At 58.9% G+C, this 20,020-nt stretch carries 17 protein-coding genes; 4 read left to right on the forward strand and 13 right to left on the reverse strand.

Annotated elements, in window-relative coordinates:
* Position 1: 1 nt before the first annotated feature.
* The 3 genes from HD883_RS15040 to HD883_RS15050 form a co-directional block, all read right to left on the reverse strand.
* Positions 2-1,345 carry an MFS transporter gene (locus tag HD883_RS15040; protein ID WP_257022221.1) on the reverse strand — a complete coding sequence of 448 codons (1,344 nt, stop codon included), beginning with the start codon at positions 1,343-1,345 and terminating at the stop codon, positions 2-4.
* 79 nt (positions 1,346-1,424) lie between these two features.
* Positions 1,425-2,792 carry an LLM class flavin-dependent oxidoreductase gene (locus HD883_RS15045; protein WP_179584034.1) on the reverse strand — a complete coding sequence of 456 codons (1,368 nt, stop codon included), beginning with the start codon at positions 2,790-2,792 and terminating at the stop codon, positions 1,425-1,427.
* Between the two features lie 90 nt (positions 2,793-2,882).
* Positions 2,883-3,383 (reverse strand): flavin reductase family protein, encoded by a 501-nt coding sequence (locus tag HD883_RS15050; protein WP_179584032.1) that lies wholly within the window; start codon positions 3,381-3,383, stop codon positions 2,883-2,885.
* A gap of 64 nt (positions 3,384-3,447) precedes the next feature.
* Here HD883_RS15050 and HD883_RS15055 point away from each other — a divergent pair, with 64 nt between their 5' ends.
* Positions 3,448-4,449: a LysR family transcriptional regulator gene (locus HD883_RS15055; protein WP_179584030.1), complete on the forward strand. Its 1,002-nt coding sequence runs from the start codon at positions 3,448-3,450 to the stop codon at positions 4,447-4,449.
* A gap of 14 nt (positions 4,450-4,463) precedes the next feature.
* On the opposite strand, the gene HD883_RS15060 is transcribed toward HD883_RS15055, so the two are convergent.
* Genes HD883_RS15060 through HD883_RS15070 form a run of 3 tightly spaced genes read right to left on the reverse strand, consistent with a single transcriptional unit; the run spans position 4,464 to position 6,962 of the window.
* Positions 4,464-5,429: a Bug family tripartite tricarboxylate transporter substrate binding protein gene (locus tag HD883_RS15060; RefSeq protein WP_179584028.1), complete on the reverse strand. Its 966-nt coding sequence runs from the start codon at positions 5,427-5,429 to the stop codon at positions 4,464-4,466.
* Positions 5,430-5,450: 21 nt separating this feature from the next.
* Positions 5,451-5,756, reverse strand: a complete 306-nt coding sequence (locus tag HD883_RS15065) for a monooxygenase (RefSeq protein ID WP_179584026.1) — start codon at positions 5,754-5,756, stop codon at positions 5,451-5,453.
* Positions 5,757-5,786: 30 nt separating this feature from the next.
* On the reverse strand, positions 5,787-6,962 hold the full coding sequence (locus HD883_RS15070) for an FAD-dependent oxidoreductase (protein WP_179584024.1): 1,176 nt from the start codon (positions 6,960-6,962) through the stop codon (positions 5,787-5,789).
* 314 nt (positions 6,963-7,276) lie between these two features.
* Here HD883_RS15070 and HD883_RS15075 point away from each other — a divergent pair, with 314 nt between their 5' ends.
* The 3 genes from HD883_RS15075 (at position 7,277) to HD883_RS15085 (ending at position 9,941) form a co-directional block, all read left to right on the forward strand.
* Entirely contained in the window at positions 7,277-8,362 is a 1,086-nt protein-coding gene (locus HD883_RS15075; RefSeq protein WP_179584022.1) for an ornithine cyclodeaminase family protein, read from the forward strand.
* 71 nt (positions 8,363-8,433) lie between these two features.
* The gene (locus HD883_RS15080) at positions 8,434-9,402 is read left to right on the forward strand and encodes a Bug family tripartite tricarboxylate transporter substrate binding protein (protein ID WP_179584020.1); all 969 of its coding nucleotides are present in this window, start codon (positions 8,434-8,436) and stop codon (positions 9,400-9,402) included.
* Positions 9,403-9,407: 5 nt separating this feature from the next.
* The gene (locus tag HD883_RS15085) at positions 9,408-9,941 is read left to right on the forward strand and encodes a cupin domain-containing protein (protein WP_373563433.1); all 534 of its coding nucleotides are present in this window, start codon (positions 9,408-9,410) and stop codon (positions 9,939-9,941) included.
* A 50-nt stretch (positions 9,942-9,991) separates the two neighbouring features.
* On the opposite strand, the gene HD883_RS15090 is transcribed toward HD883_RS15085, so the two are convergent.
* The 7 genes from HD883_RS15090 to HD883_RS15120 all read right to left on the reverse strand — a co-directional run bounded on the left by HD883_RS15090 (position 9,992) and on the right by HD883_RS15120 (position 19,712).
* Positions 9,992-11,002: a carbon-nitrogen hydrolase family protein gene (locus tag HD883_RS15090; protein WP_179584016.1), complete on the reverse strand. Its 1,011-nt coding sequence runs from the start codon at positions 11,000-11,002 to the stop codon at positions 9,992-9,994.
* Positions 11,003-11,017: 15 nt separating this feature from the next.
* Positions 11,018-11,926: a fumarylacetoacetate hydrolase family protein gene (locus HD883_RS15095; RefSeq protein ID WP_179584014.1), complete on the reverse strand. Its 909-nt coding sequence runs from the start codon at positions 11,924-11,926 to the stop codon at positions 11,018-11,020.
* A 61-nt stretch (positions 11,927-11,987) separates the two neighbouring features.
* Positions 11,988-13,115, reverse strand: coding sequence for a cupin domain-containing protein (locus HD883_RS15100; protein WP_179584012.1), 1,128 nt, complete (start codon positions 13,113-13,115; stop codon positions 11,988-11,990).
* A 47-nt stretch (positions 13,116-13,162) separates the two neighbouring features.
* The gene (locus HD883_RS15105; protein WP_179584010.1) at positions 13,163-15,490 is read right to left on the reverse strand and encodes a bifunctional salicylyl-CoA 5-hydroxylase/oxidoreductase; all 2,328 of its coding nucleotides are present in this window, start codon (positions 15,488-15,490) and stop codon (positions 13,163-13,165) included.
* A gap of 37 nt (positions 15,491-15,527) precedes the next feature.
* Positions 15,528-15,941, reverse strand: coding sequence for an acyl-CoA thioesterase (locus tag HD883_RS15110; RefSeq protein WP_179584008.1), 414 nt, complete (start codon positions 15,939-15,941; stop codon positions 15,528-15,530).
* Positions 15,942-15,983: 42 nt separating this feature from the next.
* Positions 15,984-17,447 carry an indolepyruvate oxidoreductase subunit beta family protein gene (locus HD883_RS15115; RefSeq protein WP_179588545.1) on the reverse strand — a complete coding sequence of 488 codons (1,464 nt, stop codon included), beginning with the start codon at positions 17,445-17,447 and terminating at the stop codon, positions 15,984-15,986.
* A 78-nt stretch (positions 17,448-17,525) separates the two neighbouring features.
* Positions 17,526-19,712, reverse strand: coding sequence for a thiamine pyrophosphate-dependent enzyme (locus tag HD883_RS15120; protein ID WP_179584006.1), 2,187 nt, complete (start codon positions 19,710-19,712; stop codon positions 17,526-17,528).
* Positions 19,713-20,020 lie beyond the last annotated feature (308 nt).

Genomic DNA, 20,020 nt, shown 5'->3' on the forward strand with positions numbered 1-20,020 from the left:
CTCAAGTCGATTCCTTGAGGTCCATGCCCGCGGTTTCTTTCATGCTGAAAGCCGCAACAAGAGCGATCACTGCAAGCACGATGATGTACGCCTGGAATGCCCAACTTGCATTGATCGACCGTAACCAGGTGTTGAGGTAGGGCGCGGTTCCGCCGAAGAGGCCAATGGCTACCGACGTCAATACGCCGACGCCCACGCCCCGCACGCGCGCTGGCACAAGCTCCGCCATCAGGGCCGGATACTGCCCCACACCGATTGACCAGATCACCAGACCAAGACCCTGAGCAAGCAGCAAGGACCACGGCTGCTCCGACAACATCATCTGAATGGGAATAGCCATCACGCCAACCAGGAGTGCGAAAGTCATCACGGTTTTGCGACGGCCGATCCGGTCGGACATGTGCCCGAATATGGGGATGAATACCAGCGCGATCGCCTGTGCAATGAGGCTTGAGGTGTAGGCACCTTTCGGGTCCATGTTGTATGCGGAGATTGCCATTGCTGGAGCGAAGGCTACCCAGATGTAATACCAGACATTCATCGCCGCGTTCAGGGCAATCACCAGCAGGCTGAATTTCAGAATCGTCCGCTTGGACAGTTTCTGGCTGACCGCCTTGAGCTTGTCTTCGGTCTTGAGCGCTACGAATGCTTCTGTCTCGACGGCTTTGCGGCGCATGAACAGCGCATAGATTCCCAGCACCGCCCCAAGGGCGAAGCCTACCCGCCAACCCCATTCGCCCATGTCTTCCTTGGTTAGGAGCGCGCTTAGCGCGGCGGCAACACCTGTCGCGAGCATCACCCCGAGGATGACGCTGATGTACACGGAACTTGCCCACAGGCCTCGTCGTTCACGCGGCGCGATTTCGGCAACGTATACGTACGACACGCCAGACTCGCCACCGTGCGCGAAGCCCTGCAGAATCCGCATCAAGAATAGTGCCAACGACGCCCATGACCCGATCTCGGCGTAGCTCGGAAGCAAAGCAATGCCCAGACTGGTCATTGCCAACATGATCATCGTGGTGACCAGGGCCATCTTGCGGCCTTTTCCGTCGGCCATGCGACCGAAGATATAGCCGCCGATTGGACGGGCAAGGAAACCGCCTGCAAAGATCGCTAATGTCGACAGGAAAGCGGAAGTCGGATCGGATTTCGAGAAGAAAGCACCCGCCAGATAGATCGAAAATGTGCTGTAAATCGTCCAGTCGTACCATTCGAGGATGTTCCCCACGGCCGCAGCTTTCAGCGAACGTTTTCGGTCGGCGGCGCTTGCTCCTCCTGATGCCAGATGCACTGGGTCGACATGATGATCGACCGGCATACGATTGCCCACGGTTGTCTCCATCGCATTCTCTTTTAGATGTAATTTTTGAGCGGGGGCGCGACGTGTCCGCCTACCCCACGTAGCTGCCTGCGGGTAAGCCTTAGCGTGACCGCCGATACGTGGCGGCCGGATGGGGGGACAAGAGTCGGGGAGCACCGTCGAAAAGCTTTTCGCGCAAGGTTCCCTGAGCATATTCGGTCTTGTAGACGCCACGCGCCTGCAGTTCCGGCACCACAAGATCGACAAACTCCTGGATGCTTTCCGGAGCGACGGTGTAGGCCAGATTGAACCCGTCCACGTCAGTTTCTTCCATCCACTGCTGCAGTTCGTCTGCTACCTGCGTCACAGAGCCGACAATCACAGGCCCGGATCCACCCACTGCCAAGTGCTCGGCAACCTCGCCAACCGTCCACACCCGGTCCGGATCCGAGATGGTGAAACGGTCGATGGCCGTATGCATGCTGTCGTTGCGCATATGTTTAACCGTATCCTTCGGGTCGCACGAGGAGAAATCAATTCCGGTCCACCCCGACATCAAGGTCAGCGCGCCCTCATAGCTTGCGTACTTCCGATAGTCGCGCAGCTTTTCCTGAGCTTCCTCTTCGGTTCGTCCCACGATGACGTTCATCATTGCAAAGACGACGACTGCATCAGCCGGGCGCCCCTGCTCCTGCACCGCAGCCCGGAGCTTTTTGACCGACTGCTTCATCACATGTTTGGTCGGGCTACTGATAAAAATGCATTCCGCATGCTTGCCTGCGAATGCCTGGCCCTTAGGTGAGGTGCCTGCCTGATACAACACGGGCGTCCGCTGGGGCGATGGCTCGGACAGGTGAATTCCGTTCAGCCGAAAGTACTCCCCGTCATGCTCCACGGCATGCACTCTGGTCGGATCAACGTAGATACCTCTATCCGCAGACCGTTGGACCGCGCCGTCCTCCCAGCTTCCTTCCCAAAGTTTGTACATGAGTTGCATGTATTCTTCGGCGATGTCATATCGCGTGTCATGACTTGTCTGCTTCGTTGCACCAGAAGCTTTTGCAGCACTGTCGAGGTATCCCGTGACGATGTTCCAGCCTACGCGGCCATTCGTCAGGTGATCGAGCGTGCTCATCTTTCTTGCGAAGGTGTACGGAGGTTCGTAAGTCAATGAGCCCGTAATGCCGAAGCCAAGGTGCTCCGTCACTGCTGCCATGGCGGGTACGAGTAGGAACGGGTCATTGTTTGGAACTTGGACCCCGTTGCGCAGCGCCGCGTCGCGGTTGCCACCGAACACGTCATAGACACCCGTCACGTCGGCAAGGAAAATGCCGTCGAATTTTCCCTTTTCCAATGTCTTTGCAAGGTTTTGCCAATAGGCAATCGTGGTGTATTCCGATGAACGGTCCCGTGGGTGACGCCACAGCCCTTGAGACTGATGAACTCCTGTGTTCATGTCGAACGCGTTGATGCGGATCTGCTTTGGCATGTGTATTCCTTCGAAGTCGACAGACGTGCGGCGTCGCATCACCGGTACGAAAAACGCGGGTGATGCGACTTCTTTGCTTGATAGGATTGGTTAGGCGGGAACGGCTTCAGCGAGTGCAGTCAGCTTGCCGGCGTGGTAAACCAGCGGCGCAACATCCCTGACTTCGGTATGAACAAGTCGGGCGACAACGATGGTGTGATCGCCCTCTCCGATCGTTGATTGCACGAGGCATTCACCATGTGCCAGCGCGCCGTCAATTAGAGGACTTCCTGCCGGTCCGAAGGTGTGAGCGACGGTCCCGAACTTGTCTTCGGCCTTGGAGGCAAATATCTTGCAAATATTTGCTTGGTCCGATGATAGAAAATTGATGCCGAAATGTCCGCTCTGCTTGATTGCGGTCAACGTGTTCGACGTGTTGTTAAGGCAGATAAGGAAAAGCGGCGGCGTCAACGACAGCGACGTTACGGCACTCATCGTGAGGCCATGAAGCTTGTTGTCGTTATCGGCTGTGGTGATAACTGCGACGCCGGTCGGGAATTGGCCGGCGAATCGACGAAGGTCGACTTGGTTGTCGTTTTGTAGGGTGTCCATGCTTGTCTCCATTAAGCCTGGACCCATTTTGGACAGTTGTTGAGATCGGAACAAACGAAAATAAATGACGTTCATCGATCGTTTTTTTCGATTGATAGCGGCATGCTTTTTTAGAATGCTCAGATCCATCATTCCCAAGGAAGTCGCCATGGACGTCAAACACCTGCAGTACTTCCTGGCCGTGGCCCAGTTCGGAACCTTGGGCCGGGCGGCCAAGCAATTGAGCGTCAGTCAGCCGGCCATCTCGAAAAGCATCGGGCGACTCGAAGCGACGCTTCACGCGCGTCTGTTTGATCGCACTCCACGAGGGATGGTATTGACCGAGTTTGGTTTGGCTCTCGTGGAACGCGCACAGTTCATTTCGAATGAGTCGCGACTTATCCGCGAAAGCTTCGACGTGCTACGCGGATCCGGGAAGGGAACGCTCAGCGTCGGGTGTGGCAGCAGCCATGGCTCCACCATTGTTCCTGCCGCGGTACTGGCGTTGCGTGCAAGTCGGCCGAATGCCACGTTTTCGATTACGGTTGGATCGTCCGAGACATTGTTGAACGCACTCAAGCAAGGTACCGTCGATGTGCTGGTCGGTGCGCTGTTTGCAAATGCGTGGGACCGCGAACTGGCCTCTGAACTGATTGCCTACGATCGTGTGGTCGTGGTTGCGCGTCCGGCCCACCTGCTGTTTGCCAACCGTCCGCTTGCGCTCGAGTCGATGGCGCGTGCCAGCTGGGTTCTTGGCAACACAGACGACAGCTTGCGCGGCCAACTGAGCAACCTGTTTTCAAAGGCTGGCGTGACTCCGCCCGAGCCGGTCTATCTGACCACATCCGTCCCGACGATCAAGTCACTGCTGTTATTGACGGATCTGCTCGCCTTCATTCCAGAAAGCCTCGTGACTCAGGAACTGGCCAATGGGTCGTTGAAGAAGCTCGAGCACGAAGACCTGGTCTGGCGCCGTCCGGTGCAGGTGCTGTACCCGTTGCGACGGCCTCTTTCCAGGCTTGGGTCGGCGTTGGTGCAGCAACTACGGTTAGCCGTGCAGGACAGCCCGGCATACCTTCGTGTCTAAAGCCGCGTCACCACTCAGTCAATGCGAATATTCGCAGCCTTCACCAACCTCCCCCATCTTTCATGCTCAGCCGAGACGTGTTTGGCGAATAAAACGGGTGGCATGAAGGTCATCCGTGCGCCCAATGTGTTGAGTCGGTCCTCAAAGTCCTGATCGGTCACGACTTCCCGGACCGCGCCGGCGATCCCATCGACAATGGGTTGAGGGGTGCCGCCCGGCGCAAATACGCCGAACCAGGCTTCGATCACGAAGTCCGGATAGCCGGCTTCAACCATAGTCGGCGTATGCGGTAGTGCGGCAATCCGGGTGGAACCCGTGACAGCAAGCGGCCGGGCGCGGCCGCCTTTGATCTGACCCAGAACGCCCATCGACGTCCCGAACATGAATTTGACCTGATTAGCCACGAAACCATGTTGGGCTGCACCGCCGCCCTGGTAGGGAATGGCGATGAAGGGCAATTGAGACTGCAGCGCCAAGGTGGACAGGGACAGATGCGGCGTGGTACCGATGCCCGGGTGCCCTGCTGGCGTCGAGGGATGGCTTTTAAGCCAGGACGTGAACTCGGCAACGCTGTTGATGCCGTCAGCAGGGTGCACAAGCAGGATGTCCGGTGCGGTAGCAATCATGGAAACAGGAACCAGCGCTCGGGCGTCCGACCTGACCTTGGCTACCAAATGCGGATTCACCGCGTTGGCAATGCTCCCCAAGAGAAGGGTGTAGCCGTCCGGTTCCGCTCGTGCAACGGATTCAGAGCCGATGTCTCCCCCAGCGCCCGGCCGATTCACCACAAAGACCGTCGCATTCCATTTTTTGGAAAGACGAAGTGCCAATTGGCGGGCTAGCACATCGGGCGCACTTCCGGGACTTGATGGCGCCACCAAGGTCACAGATCTCGAAGGAAAAGTTGGCGTCTGTTGCGCGTGTGGAGCCGCACACCAGGCAATGAAAATTAATGCAGATAGCAGTTGGCGCCGAGTCATGCCGATCTCCTGATGCGTACGTCAGATTGGGCCGCGGGTCTGCGCTGTCAACGCGCCGTTAACATCGAAAATGATGGCTCGCAGGTCTTGCACACCAAATTCGGCAAGCCGTTTGCTGTGCTTGTGCAGATACTTTTCCGCCAGCGCATGACTCTCGAAAAGGTACACGCCGCCTGCAACCCCCGCGTCCTCGTTTTCGGTCCAGACTTTCCACCGCAACCCGGCTTCGGCGGCGATATCCGCGGCAAGGTCTCGAGACAGGGCTTCGAGGCCTTCACCCCATGGGCCAGCAAAAGGGAAATCAACTTGCAGAAGAGCGAGAGTCATGGATTTTTCCAGTCGGTAAAAATTGGTGGGTCAGGACGCGCGCCCGATATCCAGCAGCGAATGCTCCGGATTCCATCCTGCGGGGGGCGTATTGGCCGCTCGTTGAAAACTGGCTCGCAACCAGCTTGATTTCTGAATGGCTTTGAAAAGACCGGAACGCAACGTTGGCGGCCACCGAGTGACGGCGGAATATGCCAGCGCCCAGTTCTGCGTGTGCTCGGTCAAGGGGCGCTCGGCCCGCTCCCAGACAGTCAGCCCTTGTTCGAGATCACGCGCTTCGGACACATGCTTGGCCAAGGCCAAGGCATTCATCATGGCGATGCCGCCGCCTTGCCCCAGATTGGGTGGCATGGCATGGGCAGCATCTCCAACCAATGCAATTTTCCCTGCGTGCCATGCATGAAGCCGTATCACTTCGAACGGGACGAATCGAATACGGGACCAATCCGCTGTCTGACCCAGGTGCGAAAAGAGCGAGCCCAGATAAGGAAATGCCGATGACCAACTATCGACCTCCAAAGGCGTTGATCGCCCTTCAACGTCGGAAGTAAGGCACGTGAGCGCGGTGTATAGCAGACCGCCGTTGCACCGGCCACACAGGACTCTGCGCGATCCCGACCAGTATTCGCTCGACGCACTGCTTGGCAGCGAAGCGGCATTCGAGCCGGCAATCGGATCAGGCCCCAGGATACGCATTGCTCCATCCGGAAGCTGCCGGCGTTCCTTGATGAGGCGCAGGCCGTCCCGGATAGCCGAGTTGTAGCCATCGGCCGCAACAACCAAGTCCGCTTGCGCTCTCGCGCCTTTTGCGAATTGGCATTGGCCATCCGGACTTGCCGAGAGGACTTGAGATCCGTACTGGATGTCGATGCCCAACGAGCGGGCGCGTGCTTCCATGATCGAAATCAGCGATTGCCGCGGAACCCGATAAGTGGCCTTGAGGGGAAAGATACCCGCTGCAACGCCTTGGTAGCCATACCGGCGCTGTTCGAGAACACGAGTCGAACAAGCGATGACTTCCGAGGAAATGCCTAGCGCGTCCAGCACCCTCAGACCATTGAGATGAACCGAGATCGCAAAGCCTTCAGTGCGCAAGGATTCGTGGCGCTCGTGCACCCGAACTGTCCATCCACGCGTCGCCAAGGCAATGGCAGCGGTCAATCCACCAAAGCCGCCGCCGGCAATTTCTGCATGTCCCTTCATCATGACACCTGCCTTGATTTGAAAAGCTGATCGCAGTCTAGGCAGGCAGTCCCATGCGGGGCAAGCGCGCAGCCCTTCCATTCGGTTAGGGCATTCGCTCGTCAACGTCCGTGCAAGGACGTCACCTCCAGGCGACGATCGTTCGCTCACCCCCTAACGATGCGTTATGACTTCGTTCGCGCAAGCATTTCTGCCGTGTCGGAACGCCGCGCCAAGCCGGTTTCTTCGCCGCCAGAACTGGACGAAACAGCGCCACCTTTGGATAGACGGTCAGCCGCCCAATGCCCAGACTACGTCGATATCTTCCAGGAGCAATGATGGCGAACACCACACTAGTTCTGAACACCGAACAGGCCATGGGCCTTGTTTCCATGGCCGAGGCGGTCGACCTGATTACCGGGGCCTTCGCTGATCTGGGATCAGGCGCCGCACAGGTGATGCCGCGCCGACGACTGCATACACCCCTGGACGGCCCAGGAGAACAGCTTTGGTCCTGGCTGAATGTCATCACTGGAGTATTGCCTTGCAACGAGACCGTCGCCGTGCGTCTCGACGTCGCCCATATCGCCAAGCCGGAGACCAATGGCCAGCGTCGCATGGAGTTCCGCGGTGACTACTCGGGCTTCGTACTGATCTGGGACATGATCAGTCGCGAGCTGATTGGAATCGTGCACGACCACGCCGTGTCGGCATTACGCGTCGGCGCCACAACTGGCGTGGCGGCAAAGTTCCTGGCCAGAGAGGATGCGCACACCATCGGCATTCTTGGCTCCGGCAACCAGGCTGCTGCGCAGATCGAAGCAATCTGTGCCGTGCGACCCAGCATCCGGACACTGCGGGTGTACTCACCGACGCCCGCCAACCGCGAAGCATTCGCGCAGAAAATGAGCAAGAAGCATGGCATCGATGCACGCGCAGTTGATACAGCGGAAGAAGCGATTCGCGGCGCGTGTGTTGCGATCGCCGCATCGAATGCCGACGGTCCAATCCTTTTCGGTGATTGGCTAAGCCCGGGTTGCCACGTCGTCGGGATGCTGTCGCCGGAGCGGAAAGATCCCCGCCGGGAACTCGACGACGAGTGCGCCAGGATCGCGGACATCATCGTCGTGAACTCAAAAGAGCAGGTCAATCTTGATGATCAGACCGAGCTTACCGAACCGTTGCGCAAGCGATGGATCAGTGAATCGCACATCCAGGAACTCGGTGATCTGTGCGCGGGTCGCATTCCGGCCCGCACCTCCCCCCAGCAGATTACTTATCACAACAACAACTGCGGGATGGGAATTCAATTCGCGGCAATCTGTCGCCGTGTAATCGACATAGCAAGAGAGCGGGGACTGGGAACCGAATTGCCGGTCGACCTGTTCATGACCCGCCGCGGAGACGATGCATCTGCACCATGAGGCCAAAGTGCGCCAGACATTGCACGCCTCCAACCATTCGCGACTCGTCGCCCCTTGCCCAGGATCCAATCATGCAGCCGATTCGTTACCTTTCTCTCGCAGTAGCCGCCACGTTCGCGGCCTTTTCAACGACAGGCGCGCAGGCCCAGACCTACCCGACCAGAACTGTGACCTTGGTGGCGCCATCGACGCCCGGCAGTACCCCTGACGTCTTGGCTCGGCTCGTTGCCCAGCGGCTGACTCAGGTCTGGGGACAATCCGTCGTTGTCATCAACAAGGCAGGTGCGGGGGGCGACATTGGCGCAGATAGCGTCGTCCGTGCCGAAGCCGACGGATATACCGTCCTGCTCGGTCACATCGCACTGACCGTGAATCCTCATTTCCAGAAAAAGCGCCAGTTCGAACTGAATCAGCTGACACCGGTTTCGCTCATTGCAAACGCGCCCGACCTGCTCGTGGTTCATCCTTCGTTCAAGGTGAACAATGTGAAGGAGCTGGTAGCGCACCTGAAACAGAATCCAAGTACGCCGGCGGGACACGCGGGAAGCGGCACCACGCCGCAACTTTCGCTGGCGATGTTCGCGCTGGATACCAAGGCACCGTTTGTGACGGTACCTTACCAGGGCGGCGGCGCCGCGCAGTTGGGTATCCTGTCGAATCAGATTCCCTTCATGTTCAGCACTTCTGTCGGCGTGTTGCCCCACGTTCGAAGCGGCAAGTTGCACGCGATCGCAGTGACCAGCAAACAGCGACTGGCGGCGGCGCCCGACGTTCCGACGATGGCGGAATCAGGTCTGCCCGGCTTTGATCTGTCGGCCTGGTTCGGCCTGTTCGTGCCGGCCAAAACGCCCCAGCCCATCGTCGACAAAATTGCGCAGACAGCCAAAACCATTGTCGAATCTCCGGAATTCTCTGAGAAGCTCAAGGAAATGGGCGCCGAGTCTTCGTACATGCCTCCTCAACAATTCAAGGATTACGTCGCAGCTGAAAACACCAAGTGGGGCCGTCTGGTCGAAGCGGCTGGTCTGCGTACCGATTGACGTTCGTGCTGGTCATGCATTCAGGCGAACAGGACACCGGCGAACTTTGCGGCGAGCTGGGCCAGGAAACCGCCATTGAAGCGCACTTGGCCGAACACTTCGTTCATGTCCACATGCCTCTGTGCGGTGGTGCTCGCCTGTTGTGCCCAGAGGGCGAACGAGCGTTGAACGCGGAGTTGGCCGGTGTCATCTCCCCGGGCTCACCCTGCCGGGTCGTCTGGGACCGCGACTGCGAACAGCTGATCGTGAGGATTGCAGGCGAACGCCTGGAAAAAGTGGGGCGGGGTATCGTCGGCGGCAATTACCGGGCGCCGATTGTCTTCGAACCCGAAATGAACCTCCAGACGCCGGGGGGTCGCGCGTGGCGTCTTCTTGTTGATTACGCGAGGGGCGAAGATGCCATGCGCAATCCTACCACCCCGTCGTTCGGCCACTACACACTGGAAGACCTGTTGATTGCACATCTGCTCGTGCACCAACGGCACAACTACACCGACGGCCTGCTGGACGCCCTACCTGAATCTCCGAGCCGATCATAATGCGTCGCAAGGCAAATCGGAGTTTGCCTTGCGACGGTTGGAGCTACCAGTCAGCCCTCAGTGTCGAGCAAATCGAGATCGAGACCTTCCACGGGACCTGAATCCTGGAATTGCGCCGGCTGCAAGGTTTTGCGGTCGACGCGAAGGTCGAACACATCGAAGCGGTTGTAGTGGCCAGTGATGTCATGCATCTGCCGCGGCTGAATGCATCGCGACAGATCGATATCCGCGTAGACGATACCTTCGACGTCGATGAGCGGCTCGCCGATCACGCGGCCGTCGGGTCCGAGAAAGCCCGTGAAGGCGCTGTTGGGACGCGACATGAGCTCCCGGGCCTTGGGGTGCAGCGGCGCCATGGCCTCGATAATTTCGTCCGACACGGTTGAGCATGACACCGCGGTAAACACCTTGCCTTCAAAGCAATGGGCCGCAGCCCTGACCTTGATCGCCTCGGCCATGTCGTAATCCGCCGGCGCCACCGGCAGTGCGATGTAGCTGGCAACGTGCATGAGCTCGCCTTGCGACAGAAGGGCGAATCGCGCAAGCGTATTGGTGTTCTCGCCGCACGCCAGCGATCCAAGGGGTCCGACAGGGGTCTTGTGCACGCGAAGGGCTGACGCATCGCCGTTGGTCCAGGTCAGCTTTTCTGCCCACGTTGGCACCAGCTTGCGATGCCGGCCCAGAATGCGGCCTTCATCGCTGATGGTGAGCAGGGTGTTGTAAATGGTGCCGATGCCGGTCTGGCTTCGCTCGTTGACACCGATGACGACCGTTACATGGTGCGACGCTGCTGCCTGGGCCACCTTGCGGATTTCCGGCCCAGGAATTTCTATCGACGCCTTGACCATTTTTTCGAACCACGGACTGGCTTCGATCGGATTGGCAAGCCAGCTCCAGTAGGGATAGGCGGCGATGAAAACTTCCGGGAAGGCCACCAGCGTCGCACCATTGCGCGCGGCTTCGGAGATGAGGGTGCACACCTTGTCGACCGTGGCGTCAACGTCAAGAAAGACCGGGGCTGCCTGTACCGCGGCCGCCTTGAACTTGGGAAGATTCAACATGGGGTTACCTTGCTCTTAGACTGCAACAACAGGGTGGCGCAATTCGCCAATGCCCTCGACGGTTGCCACCACGATGTCGCCTGGCCACATCCACTCTTGTGGATTGCGCCCGGCGCCGACGCCTTCAGGCGTACCGGTAGCAATGATGTCACCTGGATCGAGCGTCATGCCCTTGCTGATGTCGGCAATCAACGTAGGAATCTTGAAAAGCATGTGCGCGGTGTTCGAGCTTTGCTTGGTCACGCCATTCACCGTCAGCGACAGATTCAGGGCATGCGGATCAGGGATCTCGTCCGCAGTGACGATCACAGGGCCAAAGGGACCATACGTGTCCTGCCCTTTCGAATAGATCCACTGTCCTGCACGGCGGCAGTCACGGGCGGAAACGTCGATCATCACGCTGTACCCGAACACATACTTCAAGGCATCTGCTTCGGCGATACGTTTGCCGCGCGTGCCGATCACCACAGCCAGCTCGACCTCCCAATCCATCTGCTGGGTGATGTCGGCATTGTGTTCGATCGCATCGCCCGGACCGATGATGGTCGACGGCGGCTTGGAAAAAATGACGGGCTCTTTGGGCAGGTTCGATGACGTGTCCAGGGTTCGGCTCGACTCGGCGACGTGCTCCACGTAGTTCAAGCCGATTCCCCAGATGTTCTTGCGGGGCCGGGGGATCGGGGCGAGCAGCTTGACGTTGGTCAAAGGCAGAACCGAGCCCAGCGGAAACTGGCCTTTGCAGTGCGCGATAAGCCGGGACACGCTTACCACGGCATCCGGGCCGAGGTCGATGAACTCAAGCATGGTCGACGGAAGGTCGACGCCGACCTTGGCGCCGAAACGTGCAAGATCGATGACGTTGCCATCTGCAATGGCGCCCAGGCGGGCTTCGGATTGTCCGGCGCGATAGGTGACGAGACGCATGGTGAACTCCTGATTGATGCCGCCTGAAGAGGCGGTTTCCTTGGTGAAAGTCGGCGGCGCTTCAGCCGGTCACAGGTTGGTGACCGCCATTCTCCGCAAGCGCTTCTTCGCGATACAAGGAAAGCGAATGCATGACGGGAAAGTCGTTGAAGCTGAAAAGCACGGCGTCATCGGTCGAAGACAGGTTGGCGTGTTCATGGAACATCCACGACGGCACGCAGAAGATGTCGCGCTCTGCCCAGTCGAATCGTTTGCCGTTGATGATCGAGTAACCCTTGCCCTTGGCAACCTGGTAAATGACGCTGCCGGTATGCCGGTGCGCTTTCGTCGCTTCGCCCGGCCGCAACAGTTGCATGCTGGCGCCAATGGTCGGCATGACCGGCCCCCCGGTAACAGGATTGATGTAGTGCATCAAAATGCCGTCGAACGGGCTTCCGTCGGACACCTTGGCATGCTTCAACAGCGCTTCGTACGTCGCGTCCCATTCGTACTTGAACAACGGGGAGTACGGCTTGGACCACCCAGCCCCCTGGGGCCTCAGCCCCCGTCCGCCCCAAAGCGCTGGCATATCGTCAACTGCATGCGTCACCGCCTGCTGAAGATCGGGGTGGACCACGTAGAAGCCTGCCTCGAGCGCATTGACCAAGGGGATATCCAGACCGTCCTGCCAGATGCACACCGAACCGTCCTCGGACACGCCGTGTTCATGCCATGTGCCATTAGGCGTCAGCACGAAGTCGTTCGCTCCCAAGGTCATCTTGTGGCCGTCAACAATCGTGTAGGCGCCCTTGCCTTCCATGATGAAACGCAGTGCCGAAGCGGAGTGCGCGTGAGCGGATGCGGCTTCTCCGGGGTGCATGACTTGCAGGCCCGAATACAGCCAACCCACCGCTGCGGCGACATCCTGTCGCCCGGGATTGTTCAGATAGATCACTCGGCGCCCAGCCTGCTCCGGCGTTACCAGGCTGACCGAGCGCAGGACATACTCTCGCAGATCCTGGTAGCGCCACAGTACTGGCACCGATCCGGACTTGGGTTGCCAGGGTTCGATCTTGTTCGCGACTGTCCAGAGCGCCCCGGCCTGCAGGTGCTCAAGTTCCCTGTAAAAGGCAACGCGCTCGGGAGTGTCCTCGACATCGGCGCGGCCCCTGACGTTCTCACGAAATTCGTCATATGAACTGGTGCTCATGATCATTCCTTGTTGTGGAGCCCTGCATTGCGTAAGCAACCCATCCGTCACTTGCCCGTTGTTGCGCGCTTGGCGCTGCGCTCAAGCTGGTCTTTGGCCACCATGTAAGGCTTGGGCCAGTCCAACTGCTCGTAGCCAAGCCTGGCCATCTGCTGTAACAGCCAGGAAGGGTCGGCCAGATGCGGCCGGGAAATCGCACACAGGTCAGCACGGCCTGAAGCGATGATTCCATTGACCTGGTCAGCTTCGGTGATTGCGCCAACGGCCATGGTGGGAACGTGGGCTTCGTTGCGCACGCGATCCGCAAAGGGCGTCTGGAACATCCGGCCATACACGGGCTTCTGGTCCGGCACCACTTCGCCCGAAGAGCAGTCGATGATGTCCGCGCCATCTGCCTTGAACATGGCTGCCATCTGGACGGCATCGTCGACAGTGCTTCCACCTTCGGCCCAATCGGTCGCCGAGATCCGGACCGAAATAGGTTTGTCAGCGGGCCATACTTCACGAACGGCGCGGAACACTTCGCGAGGAAAGCGCATGCGGCTTTCCAGGTCGCCGCCGTAGGCATCGTCCCGAGTGTTTGTCAGCGGCGAAATGAAGTTGGACAGCAGGTAGCCGTGGCCAGCCTGCAGTTCCAGCCAATCGAACCCAGCTTCATCCGCGCGTCGCGCCGCCGCAACAAACTCTTCAAGCACGGCATCCATGTCATCGCGCGTCATGGCTTTTGGCATTTGCGACACGCCAGGAAGATAAGGAAGCGTGGATGCTGCAACGAGCGGCCAGTTGCCCTCCTTCAGAGGATGGTCGGAATTTTCCCAGCCAAGCTGTGTGGAACCGCGCCGACCCGCGTGACCCAGTTGGACGCCGATGTGGCTATCCGTATTCGCATGGACAAAGTCGACGATGCCCTTGAATGCCGCCACCTGTGTTTCGTTCCACAAGCCTGGACAACCCGGCGTGGCACGAGCGTCTGGCGAGGTCGCGGTCATCTCGACCATGACCAGTCCGGCACCCCCCAATGCCCTGCTGCCCAAGTGGACCAGATGGAAGCTTCCGGGAACCCCATCCTCGCAGGAATACAGAGCTGTTGGCGAGACCACCAGGCGATTCTTGAGGGTTATGCCACGCGCCGAATAGGGAGTCATGATGGGCGGGACGGCAGCCGTGCTTCCACCCGCGCGGCCGGCGAGCCACGCCTCGTAACGCTCCAGCCACGCCTTGTCACGCAAGCGCAGGTTTTCATGCGAAATGCGCTGCGACCGGGTCAATAGCGAGTAGGCGAATTGTTCTGGGTCCAGCGCTTCATAACGCTTGATGTTTTCAAACCATTCGGTCGAATTGCGTGCCGCGTTCTGGATCTTGAGGACCTCGACCGACCGCACACTTTCATACTTCGCCATGACGTCTTCCATCGCCCCTGGGTGAAGTTTGATGGTCCGGGCCAGTTCGATCGCGTCTTCCAGCGCCAGCTTGGTGCCAGACCCGATGGAAAAATGCGCGGTGTGGGCAGCGTCGCCCATCAGTACGACCGGCACCCGCCGAGTCGAGCCATCCGAGTTTTCGAGATCGGTCCAGTGCACCCATTTCTCGCAAATAACACGGGGGAACTGGATCCAGATGGCCGAGCCACGCAAATGACCCGCATTGCTGATCAATGGGTTGCCATCCAGATAATCGGAGAAGAGCGACTCGCAATAGGCGATCCCCTCTTCCTGGCTCATCTGGTCGATGCCCGCTGCCTTCCAGGTGTCTTCCTGAGTTTCGACAATGAAGGTGGAAGTGCCATCTTCGAATCGATAGGCGTGCGCCTGGAACCACCCGTGTTCGGTGTTCACAAAAATAAAGTTGAACGCGTCAAAGACTTTTTTGGTGCCCAGCCAGACGAAGCGGCATTTGCGAACGTCGATGTCCGGGCGAAAGGTGTCGGCATACCGCTTGCGCACCGCGCTGTTGAGGCCATCGGATGCGATGACCAGATCGGCGCCGTACCGCCGCGCCACTGCCTGGTCATCGTCTACGGTGGTGTCGAACACCAGGTTGACACCGACTTCTTCGCATCGCGCCTGCAAGATATTCAACAGGCGCTTGCGGCCGATTCCGATGAATCCATGGCCACTGCTTCGCATCGCCTGGCCCTTGAAGTGGACCTCGACATCGTCCCAGCGATTGAACGCGTCCGCGATCGTCGCTGCCGAAACAGGATCGGCTTCATGCAGGTTGCTGACGGTGGCATCCGAAAACACCACGCCCCAACCGAAGGTGTCGTAGGGCTTGTTGCGCTCGACAACAACGACTTCGTTGCGGTCGTCCTGGAGCTTCATCAGCAGGCTGAAATACAGGCCGGCCGGCCCACCACCTATGCATACGATTTTCATGACTGCTTCCTTTGTTGTGCTCGGCACCCGAATGGCGTTAGCGCCGCTCGATAGCGGCCTTGAGGTCTTCGGGGATCGGCACGGCCTGGTGCGTGTCGAGAGACGTGGTGACGATGGTCTGTTTGGCGGCCATACGAAGCACACCGTCATGTCCGACGCATCGGAGTTCCAACGACATCGAGCGATTGCCGACATGATCGACGTCAAGTTCCAGATCGACGTCGTCGCCAAAACGGCTGATTGCCGTGAAAGAGGCGTCCAGGCGGACCGTTGGCATACCGATTCGTCGGCCCAGAATCAGTCCCTGGTAGCCTTCGGGCAACAGGCTGTCGATCCAGCTTTCGGTCAGGTCGTTGAAAAGAATGAAGTACTGGGGATAGAAGACAATGCCGGCAGGATCGCATTCGGAGAAATGGATCTTGTGCCGGCGCGTGAAGGTATGTTTGCTCATGACGGACTGTGCTCGGAAAGTCGTGAAATGGGCTAGCCGCAACTAGACCAGCGCGTGTCGTGCAAGCGCCTTGTCCAGCGCCTTGCCATGTTCGTCCGCCAGTGCTGCGTCGCGCAGATCACGCAAGGTGGCTGGCGCCATGCGTGCCCCTTCTGCCTTGACGGCGTTCATTACGCGTCGGTAGTTGGCAAGGCCACGCGCATGGGTATCGCTGTATCCCTTCACCAGCCGCTGACATTGCGCGAGTTCAAGCGCAAGCAGCGGGTTGTGGGCTGCCGCGCGTTGGACTTCATCAAGCCACTCCTTGATCCGCGCATCTTCCAGCTTGAAACGCAAGGTGGTGCGTCGCATTCCACGCATGCGGGACACCGACCAGAGCAGCAGGAAGCCACGCAGGGAGCTGGTGGTGATGACGCGCCCCGACGTGGTGAAACGGCGGATCAGACGGTGCACGGCGTGCGGCTTCATAAGCCAGCGGCCGATAGGCGCGGGCAAGGTTTCGCAAATTTCTTCGATGCGGGGATGCATGAATTCCTTGATCGCCAGCTGCTGCTTGTCCGTAGCGCGCACCTCGTCCCGGACCCGCTCGAAACGACTGCTCCGAGTTTTGAGGTCTGCGACGCGGATGGTGTCCTCGTAAGACATCCACAGGGCCAGGTATCGGGCGGTTTCGCGGAGCAGAGCCAACTCGGTTTTGCCGACGCTGGCAGTCAGCGCCTGCAATCGGTCCAGGTACAGACGCGCATAAGTGACGTCCTGGTAGTCGATCATGCGGCGAACGCCCTCGACGACAGTGCCATGGAGGTCGGCCGGGTGCTCCAGGCGCACGCGCTCCAGCAGATGCATGAGCTTCGGCTCCTGGACGGTCCACTGCACCGGGCGAACACCTGGAGTCGATTCGACAGGCTCTTCCGTAGCCTGGGTGGTGGCATACGACGCTCCAAAGGCACGCAGGCTTGGTTTCACTCCAACGCCGCCACGCTCGATCGTTGCTTCGAACGCGGCACGCCCGAAAGGCAATACGCCGGTGCCCGCCAATGCTCCGAAAAGCACTGCACTAATCACACTTCCATTTGCCTCGGCGGCAAGCGCCATATCGAACTTCACATACCGCTTGGCCGCCTTGCCTGCATGAGCGATAAGTTCATTGCTGTCCACTCGCCCATCTCCCATGGCCGACTTTTCGGCGATCGAATAGACCCGGTGAGTTGATGAAATCAGCGTAGTGCGGTCTGGTGTGACAAAGCCGCGTTGCACGGCACGCCCTGCTTCCATGAGTTCGGATGCAAGCACGATGTCAACGTCGCCGGGGGTGGGCATCAAAGCCAGGATGGGTCGTTTCGAAGCCTGGCTCGCAAGCTCTTCCGGAAATAGCTCCACGTAATAAATCGTGGCGCCGGTTCGCTGGGCAACGCCCGGTACCGACGTGGTCTGAGCGATGTAGCCGTTGTGCTCGCCAAGGCCGACAATCCAGTCCGCGAGCACGCCGCCGCCTTCCCCGCCCATGGCCAGGATGGCGATCTTTATCGTCCGTGAAGGACCTGCATTCAGAAAATTCAAGATCTCACCTCTTCCAGTTCGAGTTCAAAATGCCAGGCGGTTACGGCGCGCTGCATCGCGGCGCTGCAGGAAACCGATCACGGAGCGGCGCAGTCCCTGGCGGAACTTGTCCATTCGATTTGGGTTGGAAATGATGTCGGCGCGGTAGAAGGAGGGGCACAGCACTGCTGCGTGGGACACTTCACCGCACAGGCCGCAGCCGACACAGCTGTCGAGCACCGCTGCGACGGGGTCGAGACGGAGCGGGTCGGGATTCGGCTTGATGGTCAGTGATGGACATCCCGATAGTCGGATGCATGAATGGTCCCCGGTGCACGTGTCGGAGTCGATGCCGAAGCGTTCACGCACCACGCGTTTCCCGTCCGCCAGTGCTTTCCTGACTTTCTGTTTCTCGCGGCGCTGCAGGTTCAGCATGCATTCACTCTGGGCGATGACGACCTTCGGGCCTTTCGTGACGGTCGTTAGTGCTTCCTTCAACGCGTTCTTCATGGCTTTCAGGTCATAGGTGTGCTTGACCGTCTTCACCCACTTGACGCCAACGCCTCGAACGGCGTCCTCAATCGCGTGATTGGTGCTCCGCATCGCGTTGTGTGCGGTGGACGACAGGATGTCCTGCCCACCCGTTGCAGACGTGTAGCTGTTGTCCACCACAATGGTCAGGTTGTCGCTCTTGTTGAACACGCCGTTGGCGATGCCGCTCGTCAAGCCGTTATGCCAGAAGCCGCCATCGCCCATCACGGATATTGCGCGCTTGCCTGTAGCCGAGTTCAAAGCCGATGCGCTGGCTCCGCCCAGGCCGTAGCCCATGGTCGTATTTCCAAGGTTGAAGGGAGGCAGGATAGAAAACAGGTGACAGCCGATGTCGGCACTGACGTGGTGTTCGCCAATTTCTCGCTCCAGCAGCTTCATCGCGGTAAAAATCGGACGCTCCGGGCAGCCCGTGCAAAAGCCGGGAGGCCGCGCGTGAACACTGTCTTCGATGACAGTTTCCACGACGGCAGGCGGCGCGGGTCGCTGTAGCTCGTTGACCTGCATCAGGGGAATGACTTTTCGCACCGAAGGCACCACGGGCTCGGCTGCGATCTTGCTGTACTGCTCAAGGAAACGGCGAAGGCCCTTCAACAGCGTGACTGTGTTGTACTCGCCTGCCAACGGCAGCATGTCCTTGCCGTGCAGCGATACCGTACTACCGGCTTGACGCAGGATGTTTGCCGCATTCTGCTCGACGAAGTTGGGCTGCCCTTCCTCCAGGATCAGAACGGCCCGCTTGTCTGAGCAGAACCGCTGCCATTCGGAATCGATCAGCGGATAGGCCACGTTCATGACATACAGGGGAATGCGGGACTCCCCGAACACATCTGCCAATCCCAGCAGTTCAAGTGCGCGAATCAGCGTGTTGTAGCCACCCCCCTGCACGACGAGACCGATGTCCTGCATGTCGCCATCGAAAAATTCGTTGAGCTCACGTTTTTCGATGAACTCCACCGCAGCAGGCCAACGACGCGCGATCTTTTCATGTTCATGCAGGAAGCTGGCGGGCGGCAGAACGATCCGCTCGACATCTCGTACCGGGTTGTTCAGCGCGTCTTCGATAGACATGGCGCTGCGGCGATTGCGCGAGGTGACGAATTGGCCATGCACATGGCACGACCGGATCCTGAGCTGAAGCATGACTGGCGTATTGGACGCCTCGGACAAGTCGAATCCGTCTTTGACCGCCTGCACAATGCACGGCAGATTCGGTCGGGGATCCAGCATCCACATCTGCGACTTCATGGCAAAAGCGTGGCTGCGTTCCTGCATGATGGAAGAGCCTTCGCCGTAGTCTTCGCCAACGATGATCAGCGCACCACCGGTCACGCCGCCAGATGCAAGGTTCGCCAGCGCGTCGGACGCGACGTTGGTGCCCACCGTCGCCTTGAACGTGACCGCGCCACGCAGCGGGTAATTGACGGACGCGGCCAGGGATGCCGCCGCCGTTGCTTCGCTGGCGCTGTTTTCAAATCGGATGCCGTGATCTGTCAGGATGTCTTTTGCATCGGCAAGCACATCCATCAGATGTGAGATTGGGGCGCCTTGATAACCCGCTATGTAAGCAACGCCTGATTCGAGCAGCGCTTTGGTAACTGCAAGGATGCCTTCGCCACTGAAGACCTCGCCTTCATCCAGACGTAATTTCTCGACTTCTTCTACAAACGAACGCTCGGCCATGACCACCCTCTTCGAGAACGGAGAGCGCATGCAAACGTGGCGCCTCCCAGTTCGCAAATATTAGTTTAGGCCTAAATATATCCAAAGTAATATTTATCAAATGGACGGCGTTTGGCAAATTACGGATAAATGGCAGGCCGAAGGCAAAGTGGGTATGTAGAGAGACGAGCACATGGACGTACTCAATTAGCGTTGACCCGCATCAACCATGCGTACGTCCAAGGCCGGGCGCGACAGGCAGGAGCTAGCGGTAACAAGCGATCTACCAACATAATTTAGACATAAACCTATGATTGTGGATATAGTCG

It is taken from the genome of Pigmentiphaga litoralis, assembly GCF_013408655.1.
GTDB lineage: Bacteria > Pseudomonadota > Gammaproteobacteria > Burkholderiales > Burkholderiaceae_B > Pigmentiphaga > Pigmentiphaga litoralis_A.